Origin of the sequence: Tepidibacter sp. Z1-5, assembly GCF_037844525.1 — a bacterium.
Lineage (GTDB): Bacteria > Bacillota > Clostridia > Peptostreptococcales > Peptostreptococcaceae > Tepidibacter_A.
The window spans coordinates 1-15,030 of the sequence record NZ_JBBMMD010000045.1 but is presented as its reverse complement, the minus strand read 5'-3'; the positions used below and the strand labels follow the sequence as shown (position 1 = coordinate 15,030).

General features: G+C 31.2%; 12 protein-coding genes. All 12 read left to right on the top strand.

What is annotated here, in order from left to right:
* The first annotated feature begins 107 nt into the window (after positions 1–107).
* Positions 108–2,105, top strand: a complete 1,998-nt coding sequence (locus WJW32_RS10740; RefSeq protein WP_340258144.1) for a methyl-accepting chemotaxis protein — start codon at positions 108–110, stop codon at positions 2,103–2,105.
* Positions 2,106–2,191: 86 nt separating this feature from the next.
* Entirely contained in the window at positions 2,192–2,494 is a 303-nt protein-coding gene (locus WJW32_RS10735) for an MTH1187 family thiamine-binding protein (RefSeq protein ID WP_340258142.1), read from the top strand.
* 341 nt (positions 2,495–2,835) lie between these two features.
* A complete protein-coding gene (gene ligA, locus WJW32_RS10730; RefSeq protein ID WP_340258140.1) occupies positions 2,836–4,863 on the top strand; it encodes an NAD-dependent DNA ligase LigA in 2,028 nt (675 codons plus the stop codon).
* A 91-nt stretch (positions 4,864–4,954) separates the two neighbouring features.
* Positions 4,955–5,239 carry an Asp-tRNA(Asn)/Glu-tRNA(Gln) amidotransferase subunit GatC gene (gene gatC, locus WJW32_RS10725; RefSeq protein WP_340258138.1) on the top strand — a complete coding sequence of 95 codons (285 nt, stop codon included), beginning with the start codon at positions 4,955–4,957 and terminating at the stop codon, positions 5,237–5,239.
* 6 nt (positions 5,240–5,245) lie between these two features.
* Positions 5,246–6,712: an Asp-tRNA(Asn)/Glu-tRNA(Gln) amidotransferase subunit GatA gene (gene gatA / locus WJW32_RS10720; RefSeq protein ID WP_445330236.1), complete on the top strand. Its 1,467-nt coding sequence runs from the start codon at positions 5,246–5,248 to the stop codon at positions 6,710–6,712.
* 14 nt (positions 6,713–6,726) lie between these two features.
* Positions 6,727–8,157 (top strand): Asp-tRNA(Asn)/Glu-tRNA(Gln) amidotransferase subunit GatB, encoded by a 1,431-nt coding sequence (gene gatB / locus WJW32_RS10715; RefSeq protein ID WP_340258134.1) that lies wholly within the window; start codon positions 6,727–6,729, stop codon positions 8,155–8,157.
* Between the two features lie 324 nt (positions 8,158–8,481).
* Positions 8,482–9,402 carry an ABC transporter permease gene (locus WJW32_RS10710; RefSeq protein ID WP_340258132.1) on the top strand — a complete coding sequence of 307 codons (921 nt, stop codon included), beginning with the start codon at positions 8,482–8,484 and terminating at the stop codon, positions 9,400–9,402.
* A 13-nt stretch (positions 9,403–9,415) separates the two neighbouring features.
* Positions 9,416–10,339, top strand: a complete 924-nt coding sequence (locus WJW32_RS10705; protein WP_340258130.1) for an ABC transporter permease — start codon at positions 9,416–9,418, stop codon at positions 10,337–10,339.
* 15 nt (positions 10,340–10,354) lie between these two features.
* Positions 10,355–11,377, top strand: a complete 1,023-nt coding sequence (locus WJW32_RS10700) for an ABC transporter ATP-binding protein (protein WP_340258128.1) — start codon at positions 10,355–10,357, stop codon at positions 11,375–11,377.
* Between the two features lie 2 nt (positions 11,378–11,379).
* Complete coding sequence (locus WJW32_RS10695) at positions 11,380–12,363, top strand: ABC transporter ATP-binding protein (protein WP_340258126.1); 984 nt, start codon at positions 11,380–11,382, stop codon at positions 12,361–12,363.
* Between the two features lie 119 nt (positions 12,364–12,482).
* Entirely contained in the window at positions 12,483–14,099 is a 1,617-nt protein-coding gene (locus WJW32_RS10690; protein WP_340258124.1) for a peptide ABC transporter substrate-binding protein, read from the top strand.
* Between the two features lie 66 nt (positions 14,100–14,165).
* Positions 14,166–14,756: a hypothetical protein gene (locus tag WJW32_RS10685; RefSeq protein ID WP_340258123.1), complete on the top strand. Its 591-nt coding sequence runs from the start codon at positions 14,166–14,168 to the stop codon at positions 14,754–14,756.
* Positions 14,757–15,030 lie beyond the last annotated feature (274 nt).

Below are 15,030 nucleotides of genomic sequence, written 5' to 3'. Positions count from 1 at the left end.
TGACAATTAAACTCTTAGAATGATAAAATTTTTACAAATAAATAATTATTTTGAATTGTCAAATAAGGTTTTATTAAAAAAAATTTTAAATAGGCAAGGGAGGACTTATGAAGAAGAACGTTGGAATAAAGGCAAAATTGATATCTCTTATTTTAGTACTTATAATAGCACCTATGTTGATTTTAGGTATTTCTACAAATGTAAAAACTTCTAAAATAATTAAGGAAGATTTCGTAAATAGCACTAAATTATTGAATAATCAAATAGAATATTCAATTGAAAATTATTTTTCTAAATTTTCAAGAGGTATTAAACTATTAGGGCAAAACATTAATTTTAGGGATATAGTTGATAATCCAAGCCATGAACCTTATTTGGTTAATTTGTTAAAATCATATAAGGAAAGTAACCCTGAAGCGTTAAGTATTTATATGGGAACTGAAGAAGGTAAGATGATGATTTATCCAAATACAGAGTTGTCAGAAGGTTATGACCCTAGAGAAAGAGACTGGTATAAAGATGTAAAAGAAAAACAATCTGATAATATAACGAATGTATACGAAGATGTTATTGTTGGAGGATTTGTAGTTACGTATTCTGCTCCTGTATATAATCTTAACAATGAATTTGTAGGAGTTATTGGTGTTGATTTACCTATAAAAGAATTGAATGATGAGATAAGTTCTATAAAAATAGGTGAAAAAGGATATCCGTATATACTAGATTCAGATGCTAACTTTATAATACACAAAAATCAAGACCTTATAGGAACTAAAATACCAGTTAAAGAAATTCAAGATGCTTTAAATAATGATTCTGATGTAGCATACTATGATTGGGAAGAAAATGGGAAAATATATTCTAAGTTTTCTGTATTAACAAAAATGCCTGATTTAGGATGGACTGTACTTTCGTCTACATACATGGATGAAGCGGATAAAAAAGTTAATAATATAATTAAATTTATTGCAATGATTGGTATAATTACTTTAATAATTGCATCTATAATAGGATATTTATTTACAAATAAAATAACTAATCCTATAAAGGTTATAGTTGAAGATATGCAAAAAGTTAAAAATGGAGATTTTACAGTTAAAACTAATGTTAAATCTGGAGATGAAATGGGCATATTAGCTGAGAATTTCAATGATATGATAGAAAATGTTAAGAGTCTTTTAGTTGATGCGAGTGAAGTTTCTAGAGAGGTTTCTGATGCATCTACTAATTTAGCAGCTGTATCAGAAGAAACTAGTGCATCTGCTGAAGAAATAGGAAGAACTGTTGAGGAAATAGCTACTGGAGCTACGAATCAAGCTCAGGATGCTGAAGAGGGAGTTAGAATTATAACGAGACTTAATGAAAAATTCATAGAATTAAATGGTAATAGTAACAATATGTTGGAAACTACGAATCAAATATCTAGTGTAAATGAACTTGGAATAAAATCAGTAAGTGAATTGAAGGAAAGTAATAATTTAAATAATGATTCTATATCAAAAATAGAATATGCTATAAATCAACTTAGTAATAAATCTAACAACATAGAGGCAATATTATCAACTATAAATTCTATAGCTGAGCAAACCAATTTATTGGCTCTTAATGCATCTATTGAAGCTGCTCGTGCTGGTGAGGCTGGAAAGGGCTTTGCAGTTGTAGCTGATGAAATAAGAAAGCTTGCAGAAGGCTCAGGCAAAGCGACTAATGAGATAAAGGAAATTGTATATGCTATTCAACAAGAGAGTGCTAATACAGTTGACATTATGAAAGAAGTGAAAGATGTATCTTTTAATCAAACTCAATCTGTTGAGGATGTAAATAATGCATTTAATGAAATATCACATTCTATAGTGGCTATTACTAGTAGTATTGAAGCTGTGAGTGAACATATAAATGATATAATGAATGATAAAGATTCTATTGTAGACTCAATAGAAAATATATCTGCAGTATCAGAAGAAACTGCAGCGTGTTCTGAAGAAGTAACAGCGTCTGTTCAACAACAGACTATGGCTGTTGAAGAGGTTGCAAAAAGTGCACAAAATCTTAATGAGCTTTCGTTAAAGTTAAATACCCAAATATCAAAATTCAATATTAGATAGTAAATTAACCCTTAGCATTATTTAGATGCTAAGGGTTAATTATATGATATAATGTATGGTGAAATTTTATTTGAGGGGGATTTTTTATGGCACTTGTTGAAGTTACTATAGTTCCACTTGGAAGTGAGAGCACAAGTCTTAGTTCATATGTAGCGGATGTACATAAGGTATTGGAAAAAGAAAAAAATTTAAAACATATGTTAACTCCTATGGGAACTATAATAGAGGGTGATTTAGATTTGATATTTAGTACTATAAAACAGATGCATGAAAGTGTATTTGAAAATGGAGCGATGAGGGTTTCTACTAGCATCAAAATAGATGATAGAAGAGACAAGGTTGGAAGTATGAAACAAAAAATAGAATCGGTTGAGAGTAAATTGAAATAATATATCCTTAATTTAGGATATATTTTTTTATGATAACTAAATTAGGCGTTTAATTGAAAATGACACTCATTGAAATAACGTTACTTAGTCAATATTTAAATGAGCGTCATTTTTAATGTGTATATTCAGAGCTTGCTTTCAGGTGTTTTAGATAATATATATAAAACAAAAAAATATAAATATAAATTTTTATATAAAGATTTTTGTAGATAATTGAATTATAATAGTTTTGGTAATGAAATCTTTATTTATTACAAATAAAATTATATAATTTGGATTCATGGGTATCATTAACAGTAGGATAAAGTTGATGATATAAGTTTTGTGAAAGGTGATGAGGTATGGATATTAAGAAAAGAGTTGAAGAACTTACTGAAATTATAAATTATCATAATCATAAATACTATGTTCAGGATGATCCTGAGATTGAGGATTATGATTACGATATGTTGATGAATGAGCTTATGGATATAGAAAAAAAATATCCTGAATATAAAAAAGAGGATTCACCTACACAAAGAGTTGGTGGGATTGCACTTGATAAATTTGAACAAGTAGTACATAAAACTCCTATGCTAAGTCTTTCTAATGCATTTTCAGATAGTGATTTGAGAGATTTTGATAATAGAATAAAAAATGTAGTAAATAGTGATGTTGAATATGTAGTAGAATTTAAGATAGATGGATTATCAGCCGTTATAACTTATGAAAATGGAGTATTAAAAATAGGTGCAACTCGTGGAGATGGACAAGTAGGAGAAGATGTAACTAAGAACTTAAAGACTGTAAAGAGTATACCTATAAAAATTAGCGAAAATCTGAATTTGCAGGTAAGAGGAGAAGTGTTTATACCAAAAGATAAATTTGAAAAGCTTAATAAATATCAAGAAGAAAATGGGTTGAATTTATTTGCAAATCCTAGAAATGCAGCTGCAGGTTCTTTAAGACAGCTTGATTCTAAGATTGCGGCAAAGAGACATTTAGATATGTTTGTATTTAATCTTGAAGGAATAGATGAAGATAAATTTAAAACTCACAGTGAAAGCTTAGAATTCTTGAAAGAATTAGGATTTAAGGTTAGCTCTAATTACAAAGTATGCAAGAATATACAAGAAGTTATAGAGTTTATAAGTTATTGGACAGAACATAGATCAGAGTTAAAGTTTGATATAGATGGTATGGTTATAAAGGTTAATGATTTAAAGCAAAGAGAAGAATTAGGAAATACAACTAAAAGTCCTCGTTGGGCAATAGCTTATAAATTCCCTGCTGAAAGGAAAAAGACTAAATTACTTGATATAATAATTCAGGTTGGAAGAACTGGAAATCTTACACCGACAGCTTTACTTGAGCCAGTTCAAGTTGCGGGATCTATAGTATCAAGAGCAACACTTCATAACGAAGATTACATAAAACAAAAGGATATTAAAATCAAAGATACGGTTATAATACAAAAAGCAGGAGATGTTATACCAGAGGTTGTAGAAGTTGTTAAAGATGAAAGAGATGGCACAGAAGTAGAATTTAAAATGCCTGATAAATGTCCGGAGTGTGGTTTTGATACTAGTAGATTAGAGGGAGAAGCTGCTGTTAAGTGTATGAATATATCTTGTCCTGCTCAAATAAGAAGAGGGATAATACATTTTGTATCAAGAGACGCTATGAATATAGATGGACTAGGTGAACGTATAGTAGCACTTTTATTAAAAGAAAATTTAATAAAGGATATAGCAGATATTTATTACTTGAAAAAAGAAGATTTAGTTTCTCTTGAGAGAATGGGAGAAAAGTCTTCTCAAAATTTAATAGAGGCTATACAAAAATCTAAAGAGAATGATTTGTCGAGATTAGTATTTGGTTTAGGAATAAAGTATATAGGAAGTAAAGGTGCTAAGATACTTGCTAATGATTTTGACGATATATACAAAATAATAGAAGCTAAGAAAGAAGATTTAATTCAACTTGAAGAATTTGGAGAAGTTATGGCTGATAGTGTAGTAGATTTCTTTGATAATGATAAGAATTTAGAGCTTATAGAAAAACTTAAAACAGCAAATGTAAATCTGAAATCACTAAAAACTAACAGTAGTGAGGTTAAAATATTTGAAGGAATGAAGATAGTTTTAACAGGAACACTTGATAAATATAAGAGAAATGATGTTAAAGAAATAATAGAAAAATTTGGTGGTAAAGTAACTGGAAGTGTAAGTAAATCAACAGATATAGTTTTTGCTGGTAGAGAGGCTGGATCTAAGCTTGATAAAGCAAATTCTCTTGGAATAAAGGTTATAGATGAGAAGATATTTGACGAAATAATAAAATTATCTTCAAAGGAAGAAGTTCAGAAACATTTAGATATGAGTAACTAACCTAGATTATTTGAGTAAAAAAAGGTATAATTTTAGTTATGCATGCAAAATTCGTACAATTTTGCTTTTAGATTTAAAAAGGAGTGAGAATATGTTAGATAAGGATACTGTGAAGCATGTGGCTAAATTGTCTAGGCTTGAAGTTAAGGAAGATGAAATTGAAGCTATCTCTAAGAAAATAGGAGATGTATTAAATTATGTAGAAAAGCTTCAAAGTGTAGACACTGAAAATACTGATATAACTTATAACCCTATAAATATTTCTAATCAATTTAGAAATGATGAAGTAAAAGAATCATTAGAAGTTAAAAAGGTACTTCAAAATGCTCCACAAAAAGAGATGGGATGCTTTAAGGTACCAAAAGTATTAGATTAGAAAGGAGTGAACCTATTGAAACTTTATGAAATGACGTTGAAAGAAGCAAGTGAAAAAATAAAAAAACAAGAAATAACGGCTCTGGAGCTTACTCAAAGTATTCTAGATAGAATAAAAGAGGTTGAGCCAAAGGTTGATTCTTATATAACTGTAACTGAGGAAGAGGCTTTAAATAGAGCTAAGGAAATAGATGAAAAGATAAAATCAGGAGAGGCAGTATCAGTTCTTGCGGGTATTCCAATGGCTGTAAAGGATAATATATGTACAGATGGAATTAAAACTACTTGTGCATCTAAGATGCTTGAAAACTTTATACCTCCATATGATGCAACGGTTGTAAAAAAGCTTAATGCTGCTGGAGCTGTAATGGTTGGTAAAACTAATATGGATGAATTTGCTATGGGATCATCTACAGAAAATTCATATTTTAAAAAGACTAAAAATCCTTGGAATTTAAATAAGGTTCCAGGCGGATCATCTGGAGGTTCTGCAGCGGCAGTAGCAGCTGGACAGGCTTTTTATGCTCTTGGATCTGACACAGGAGGATCTGTAAAACAACCAGCGGCCCTTACTGGACTTGTTGGACTTAGACCTACATACGGAAGAATCTCTAGATATGGACTTATAGCATTTGGTTCATCTCTTGATCAAGTTGGTATATTTACAAAGGATGTAACAGATTGTTCTATTGTGTTAAGAGAACTAGCTGGAAAAGACAGCATGGATGGAACTAGTGCAGAGGTTGAGGTTGTAGATTATGAGAAATGCTTAGATAAAGATATGAGCAACATCAAGATAGGTATTCCTAAAGAGTATTTTATAGAAGGAATAGACGAAGATATTAAAAAAGCAGTTTTGGATGGTGTAGAAAAATTAAAAGAAATGGGAGCAACTGTTAAGGAAATATCGCTTCCTCATACTGACTCAGCTATAGCTACTTACTATGTATTAGCCCCTAGTGAAGCGAGTTCTAATCTTGCTAGATTTGATGGTATAAGATATGGTTATAGAGCTGAAGGATATAAATCTTTAGAAGAATTATATACTAAAACTAGAACTGAAGGTTTTGGAGATGAAGTTAAGAGAAGAATAATGATAGGTACTTATGCTTTAAGTGCTGGTTATTATGATGCTTATTATAAAAAGGCTTTAAAGGTTAGAACTTTGATAAAGCAAGACTTTGTGGATGCATTTGAAGATGTAGATGTTATAATAGCTCCTACTGCTCCAAATGTAGCATTTAATATAGGAGAGAAGACATCTGACCCTATGGCTATGTATATGGAAGATGCATGTACTATTCCATCTTGCCTTGCTGGTGTTCCTGGAATGTCTATTCCATGTGGATTCAAAGATGGGCTTCCAATTGGAATGCAAATAATAGGAAATTACTTTGATGAAGCTACTATGCTTAAGGTAGCTCATGCATTTGAGAGTGTAACAGAATTTAAAGATCAAAGAGCGAAACTGTAATTGGAGGTGAAATAATGGGTGATAAAATTTTAATAGGACTTGAAATACATGCAGAACTTTTAACTAATACTAAAATATTTTGTGGATGCAAAAATGAATTTGGATCAGATGTAAATACTAACTGTTGTCCAGTATGCCTAGGGCTTCCTGGATCTTTACCTGTTTTAAATGAAAGGGTTTTAGATTTTGCTATTACTGCTGGACTTAGCTTTAATTGTAAAATAGCTAGAAATACTAAAATGGACAGAAAGAACTATTTCTATCCAGATCTTACAAAGGCTTACCAAATATCTCAATATGATATACCTCTTTGCTCGGATGGATATATAGAGGTAGAAGCTGAAGATGGGTCTATTAAAAAAATAGGAATAGAGAGAATACATATAGAAGAGGATACAGGTAAATCTCTTCATGATGCAACTGGAGATACTCTTCTTGACTATAATAGAAGTGGGGTTCCGCTAATTGAAATAGTTTCTAGACCTGATATGAATTCTCCACAAGAAGCATATCAATTCTTAGAAAAATTAAAAGAAGTATTACTATTTACAAATATTTCTGATGTGAAAATGGAGCAAGGCTCGTTAAGATGTGATGTGAATGTAAATGTAATAAAAGAAGATGGAAGAAAGTCTAATATAGTAGAACTTAAAAATCTAAACTCATTTAAAGCAGCTTTAAAGGCTATGGAATATGAGGTTGTAAGACATAATGAACTTCTTGCAAAAGGAGAAAATACAGTACGTGAAACAAGACGTTGGGATGACTCTCAAAATAAGACTATATCTATGAGAAGTAAAGAAAGTGTTCAAGATTATAGATACTTCCCAGAGCCAGATGTTGTAGATATAAATCTTACTGAAGAGTATATAAATGAGATAGAAGGTAAATTACCAGAACTTCCTGATGACAAAAGAAATAGATTCATAAAAGAATATTCACTTCCTGAATACGATGCTAAGGTACTGACTACTTCTAAGGAAATTTCAAGTTATTTTGAAGAAATGGTATCTAAGTTTAGTGACGCTAAGATGATAAGTAACTGGATTATGACTGAATTATTGAGAAGAGTTAATGATGAAGGAATAACACTTGATGATGTTAAGTTTGATAAAGACGATTTCGTATACTTATTAAAGGTTATATCAGATGGAAAGATAAATAATAATGCTGGTAAAAAGGTGTTTAGAGAAATGTTTGAAACTGGAAAGAAACCAGAAGATATAATAAAAGAAAAAGGTCTTATTCAAATACAAGATGAAGGGGCTATAAAAGAAATAGTAGTAGGTATATTAAATAACAACCCTCAATCTGTTGAAGATTATAAGAACGGAAAAGATAGAGCTTTAGGATTCTTAGTAGGTCAAGTTATGAAGGCTAGTAAAGGTAAGGCAAATCCTCAAATGGCGAATAAATTAATAATAGATATAATGAAAAATATGTAAGAGTGGGAATTCCCACTCTTATTTTTTTTGAATAAAATCAGGAAAAGTTTTTAATAATATAGTGAAAGCTAAATTTAAATTAGAAATTGTAGAGAAAACGATATTTTTCAGAAAAAAAAGAATATAAAACCAAAAACATTCAAAAGACACGTGTTCATGAGGTGTATAAATGTGAAAATTTTTAAAGAATGTTGAAAAATGAATGAAACTGGAAGAAAAGAGTCCTTGCATTAAATGAAAAAATAATATAATATATATAAAAATGAAATTATCGCAAAAAAAAAATCATATGTAAAAATAATCTGATAATAAAGGAGTGATATCGTGGGTCGTTATATTGTTAAAAGGTTAATATCAATGATAATAACTTTATTTTTTATCGTAACTATTACTTTCATACTTATGCATACTATTCCAGGAGGGCCTTTTACAGGTGAAAAAAAGTTGCCTCCAGAAATAGAAGCAGCGCTTAATGAAAAATATCATTTAAATGAACCGGTATTTGTGCAGTACACAACTTATCTTAAGAATATTTTAAAGGGAGATTTAGGACCATCTTATCAGGTAAAGGGTGAGACCGTAAATCACATCATAGCTCAAACATTCCCAGCTTCAGCTCAATTAGGAGTTATAGCTATAGCAATAATACTATTAATAGGAGTTCCTCTTGGAGTTATAGCTGCATTAAAGCAAGGAACTTGGGTAGACAGTGGAGTAATGTTTATTGCCATACTTGGAGTTACCATACCGAGTTTTGTTATAGCAACGTTAATGATATATGTATTTGCAGTAAAGGTACATGTTCTACCTGCCGCTAGATGGGGAACGTGGAGACATATGATAATGCCTAGTATTGCTCTTGCATCGTATTCTTTTGCATTTATAGCAAGACTTACGAGATCTAGTATGCTTGAGGTTGTATCTCAAGACTATATAAGAACTGCTAGAGCTAAGGGACTTAGTGAAGGAATAGTAATATTTAAGCACGCTCTTAAAAATGCTTTAATACCTATAGTTACTTACATAGGACCTCTTGCAGCAGGACTTTTGACAGGATCTTTTGTTATAGAAAAGATATTTGCAGTTCCTGGACTTGGTAGATCATTTGTTGAGAGTATAACTAATAGAGATTACACTCTTATAATGGGAGTTACAATTTTTTATGCTGTATTCTTAGTTGGAATGATACTTATAGTAGACTTACTTTACGGATTAATAGATCCTAGAATAAAATATGATGACTAAGGGGGAGTGATTAATGGAAAACCTTAATATAGATAAAAATTTATGGCAACCTTTGAGCCAAGAAGATAGAGATTCTGAAAAAATATTAAGACCTTCTATGACATATTGGCAGGATGTATGGAGACGTTTGAAGAATAATAAAGTAGCTATGGGATCTTTGGTATTTTTGATATTCTTAGTAGTGATAGCTATATTTGGACCTATGATGGCTAAATATTCTTATTCAGATCAAAATTTATTAAATGCAAATCAAACGCCGAATGCTGACCATTGGTTTGGTACAGACTCTCATGGTAGAGACTTATATGTTAGAGTATTATATGGGGCTAGGATTTCTTTAACAGTAGGAATTGTAGCATCTATAATAAATCTTGTAATAGGAGTGCTTTACGGTGGAATCGCAGGGTATTTTGGAGGTAAGATAGATAATATAATGATGAGAATAGTAGATATATTATACACTATACCTCTTACATTATACGTTATACTTCTTATGGTAGTTATGGGAACGGGACTTAATGCTATACTAGTTGCTATAGGATCTGTTTATTGGATTAATATGGCAAGAATAGTTAGGGGTCAAATACTATCATTAAAAGAACAAGAATATGTACTAGCTGCAAAAACACTTGGTGCTAGTGACTTTAGAATACTTATTATGCATTTAATACCTAACGCTATGGGACCTATAATAATAACTATGACAATGTCGATACCGAGTGCTATATTTACTGAAGCATTCTTATCATTTATCGGTCTTGGAGTTTCAGCTCCGATGGCATCTTGGGGAGTACTTGCTAATGATGCGTTAGCAACTTTGAGTATATATCCATATCAATTGTTCTTCCCATCACTTGCTATATCAGTTACTATGTTAGGATTTAATTTCTTAGGGGATGGATTGAGAGATGCACTAGATCCACGTATGCGTAAATAAAAGGAGGAGAAATTGATGAAAGATCATTTACTTGAATTAAAAGAACTGAGAACTTCCTTTTTTACTCATGTAGGAGAAGTAAAGGCTATAAGAGGAGTAAGTTTTCATTTGGATAAAGGAGAGGCATTGGGTATAGTTGGAGAGTCGGGTAGTGGTAAATCTGTAACATCTATGTCTATTATGAGATTACTTCAACATCCAGGAAAAATAATCGGCGGAGATATAATTTTTAATGGTGAGAATTTAATAGAAAAAAGTGATAAGGAAATGCAAAAAATAAGAGGAAACGACATAGCAATGATATTCCAAGATCCTATGACTTCTTTAAATCCTGTTTATACTGTTGGAAATCAAATAATTGAAGCGGTAGTTAAACATCAAAAAATATCTAAGGCTGAAGCTAGAAAAAAAGCTATAGAAATGTTAGATATTGTTGGTATACCTAGTCCTGAAAAAAGAATAGATCAATATCCACATGAGTTTTCAGGTGGAATGAGACAAAGAGCAATGATTGCCATGGCACTTTCTTGTGAACCTCAACTTCTAATAGCGGATGAACCAACAACTGCTCTTGATGTTACTATCCAAGCGCAAATACTTGAACTTATGAAAGATTTAAAAAATAAACTAGATACATCTATAATACTTATAACACACGACCTAGGTGTAGTTGCAGATGTATGTTCAAGAATAATTGTTATGTATGGAGGAATAATATTAGAAGAGGGTAGATCTGAAGATATATTCTATAACCCTAAGCATCCGTATACACTTGGACTTTTAAAATCTATACCGAAGCTTGCAAATAAAGAGGATAAAGAAAGATTGATTCCAATCCCAGGATCACCTCCAGATTTATTAAAGCCTCCTAAAGGATGTCCATTTGCAGCTAGATGTGAATATGCTATGAAGATATGCATAGATAAAATGCCTGAATACACTTATGTAAAAGAAGATCACAGATCTATGTGTTGGCTACTTCATAAAGATGCTCCTAAGGTAGATAGTATAAATAAAAACCTAAAGGAGGGTAAATAAATATGAATAAAAATGAAATACTAGTTGATGTACAGAATCTAAAAAAATACTTTCCTATAAAAAAGGGATTTATAAACAGGGAAACTCAATACGTAAAAGCAGTTGATGATGTAAGCTTTCACATAAGAAAAGGAGAAACGTTAGGTCTTGTTGGAGAATCTGGTTGTGGTAAGTCTACAACAGGAAGAACTATAATAAGACTTTATGATCCAACAGATGGAAAAATAATGTTTGGAGGAAAGGATATAGCAAACCTTTCTCAAAAAGAATTGAAGCCGTACAGAAAAAAAATACAAATGATATTCCAAGATCCATATGCTTCTCTTAATACGCGTATGACTGTTGGAGATATTATAGGAGAGCCTTTTGATATACACAATATGTGTAGTAATGGAAAAGAAAAGCTTGAAAGAATTCATTATTTACTACAAAAAGTTGGTCTTAATCCAGATCACGCGGCAAGATATCCTCATGAATTCTCAGGTGGACAAAGACAACGTATAGGAATAGCTAGAGCTTTAGCTGTAGAACCAGAATTTATAATAGCGGATGAACCTATATCTGCACTGGATGTGTCTATACAAGCACAGGTTGTAAATATGCTAGAAGATTTACAAAATGAACTTGGACTTACATATCTGTTTATAGCACATGATTTATCTATGGTTAAATATATATCTAATAGAATAGGGGTTATGTATTTGGGTAAATTAGTTGAGATAGCAGAAAGTGATGAGTTATACAATAATCCAGCTCATCCTTATACTAAGGCACTACTTTCGGCAATACCACATCCAGACCCAAATGCTGCAAAAAACAGTAAGAGAATAGTTCTTGAAGGAGATGTTCCGAGTCCTCTAAATCCTCCATCAGGATGTAGATTTAGAACTAGATGTAAGTACGCTATGCCAAAATGTGCAGAGGTTGAACCTATGCTTAAAGAAATATCTAGTGGACATAGCTCAGCATGTCATTTACACGAATAATACAAAATGTTCGAAAAATTCAAAAAAATAAAAAGGGTTTGATTAAAATATATAGAATACATATTAACTATGTGTTTTATATTTTAATAAAATAAAAAATATTAAAGGGAGGGATTCATTTGAAAAAAGTTCTATCATTTATGATGATACTTGTACTAGCACTCGGAACTTTAGCTGGATGTGGCGGAGGAACTGATCAGGCTGGTACGGCGAAAAAAACAGTGAAATATAATATAGGAGCAGATCCGAAGACATTAGATCCTGCTTTAAATTCAGGAGTTCAGTCATCAGGTGTTTTAGCAAACTGTTATGAAGGACTTATGAGACTTGATGAAAATAATAAGGCTATACCAGGTATGGCAGAAAAAGTTGATATATCTGATGATAAGGCAACTTATACATTCCATTTAAGAGATGCACAGTGGTCTGATGGAGAACCGGTAAAAGCTCAAGATTTCGAGTATGCTTGGAAAAGAGCTTTAGATCCTAAGACTGCAGCTGAATATGCATACCAATTATATTACATTAAAAATGGTAATGAATTCAATGCAAATGAAGCTAAAATGGATGATGTAGCTGTTAAGGCTTTGGATGAAAAGACTTTAGAGGTTACTCTTATAGCTCCAACTCCATACTTCTTAGAGTTAACAGCTTTCCCAACTTATTTCCCTGTTAGAAAAGATATAGTTGAGAAAGATCCAGAAGCATGGCCTATACATCCAGAAAACGTACCTTTTAATGGACCATTTAAGATGGTTAAATGGCAAAGAGGAGACGTTATAGAAGTAGTTAAAAATGATAAATATTATGATGCAGACAGAGTAAAGCTTGATAGTATTGAATACACTATGATAACTGAAGCTACAACAGCTTTCCAAGCTTTCCAATCAGGAGAAATAGATGGAACTGATTTAGTACCAGAACCTCAAATACCACAGCTTAGAGAAAAGAATGATCCGAATTTCAAGATACATCCATATCTTGGAACTTACTATTATTCGCTTAATGTAACTAAGGAGCCTACTAATGACCCTAAGGTTAGAAAAGCTTTATCATTAGCAATAGATAGAAATCTTATAACTACAGTTGTTGTTAAAGCTGGACAAAAGCCTGCTAAGACATTTGTACCAGAAGGAATAACAGGACCTAATGGAAAAGACTTTGTGGAAAGTTCTAAAGATTATGGTATAACTCCTGATGCTAATGTTGAAGAAGCACAAAAATTATTAGCTGAAGCTGGATATCCAAATGGAGAAGGATTCCCAGAAACTACTGTATACTATAATACTGATGAAAATCATAAGGCTATAGCTGAAGCTGTTCAAGAAATGTGGAAGAAGAACTTAAATATAGATGTTAAGCTTCAAAATCAAGAATGGAAGGTATTCCAAGAGACTAGAATTCAAGGACATTTCCAAATAGCTAGAAATGGATGGATAGGAGATTATTCAGATCCTATGACATTCTTAGATATGTTTATATCTACAAGTGGGAATAACAATTCTCACTGGAAAAATCCTGAGTTTGATAAACTTATAACTGATATTAAGAAGACTGAAGATCCAGAAAAAAGATATGAGATGCTTCATAAAGGACAAGATATGATTATGGATGATAATATATTAATTCCAATTTATTATTACACAAATCCAGAATTATTAAAAGAAAACATAAAAGGTGTTAAAGTATCTCCGCTAGGTCAAGTATTCTTTGATAATGCGTATATAGAACAATAATTTAGTAAAAAATAAGAGAGCAGAAATGCTCTCTTATTTTTTGTACAAAAATCAAAGGAGGATATTATGGAGTTTTTATTTGATGATTATACTAAGACAAAAAGAGTTTATCATGTTATATCTTTGAAAGACTTAGGATACGTTATGAAAAATGGGATATCATTTGATGATAAAATAACTTATATCACTAAATACAAGGGATTTCATGATTATATAGAAGATTTGAAAACAGATAAAGTTCCTGATTGGGTAGATAGAAAAAAAGCTATATTTGCAAGTCTTAATTTTAGAAAAGACCATTATTTTCATTCTCATAGTGCTCTTTTATCATTAAAGATAAATGAGGATATGTGTTGGATTGCAGATGAAAATTTGGCGAATGAAATATATGAGCCATTTGCATTGAGGAATATAGAAGGCTTTGAATATTGTAACAAATATTTAGATACTAAGGCTAAAGATGTTATTACAAGATATTGGGAAACATCTTTGAGTTTTAAAGAAAATTTAAAGGTTAGAAGAGACTTGAGTGAATATTATGATGCAGAGATATTGATAGCTAATCATATACCTAAGGAAGATATAGAAATTCTAAAAATTTATTCGGATCATAATGCATTTTCACTTGATGAATTTAGAAATTATTTCACGTTATAAAGTAAGGCGAAAACCTAAGTTCTTCTTGAGGTCTTGTGGGTTATCGAAAACTATCTATAAAAATACCGCGAATGCAACGATATTTTGAATACAACTAAGCTTTTATCTTATTAATAATTCTAAAATTTACGAACTCCCTACGGTCAGACACGCAAATTTTTTAACGGATTATTAAACGATAAAACCTAAGTTATATTAGTCAAAATATCTAAAAGTATTCACTAACATTTGTATAGACAGTTTTAATATTAGCAACTCTATTATAAATTAAAAC

What these genes read in the sequence shown, in the direction of transcription:
- WJW32_RS10740 (WP_340258144.1), top strand. Translation starts at nt 108, where the DNA reads ATGAAGAAGAACGTTGGAATAAAGGCAAAATTGATATCTCTTATTTTA.
- WJW32_RS10735 (WP_340258142.1), top strand. Translation starts at nt 2,192, where the DNA reads ATGGCACTTGTTGAAGTTACTATAGTTCCACTTGGAAGTGAGAGCACA.
- ligA (WP_340258140.1), top strand. Translation starts at nt 2,836, where the DNA reads ATGGATATTAAGAAAAGAGTTGAAGAACTTACTGAAATTATAAATTAT.
- gatC (WP_340258138.1), top strand. Translation starts at nt 4,955, where the DNA reads ATGTTAGATAAGGATACTGTGAAGCATGTGGCTAAATTGTCTAGGCTT.
- gatB (WP_340258134.1), top strand. Translation starts at nt 6,727, where the DNA reads ATGGGTGATAAAATTTTAATAGGACTTGAAATACATGCAGAACTTTTA.
- WJW32_RS10705 (WP_340258130.1), top strand. Translation starts at nt 9,416, where the DNA reads ATGGAAAACCTTAATATAGATAAAAATTTATGGCAACCTTTGAGCCAA.
- WJW32_RS10700 (WP_340258128.1), top strand. Translation starts at nt 10,355, where the DNA reads ATGAAAGATCATTTACTTGAATTAAAAGAACTGAGAACTTCCTTTTTT.
- WJW32_RS10695 (WP_340258126.1), top strand. Translation starts at nt 11,380, where the DNA reads ATGAATAAAAATGAAATACTAGTTGATGTACAGAATCTAAAAAAATAC.
- WJW32_RS10685 (WP_340258123.1), top strand. Translation starts at nt 14,166, where the DNA reads ATGGAGTTTTTATTTGATGATTATACTAAGACAAAAAGAGTTTATCAT.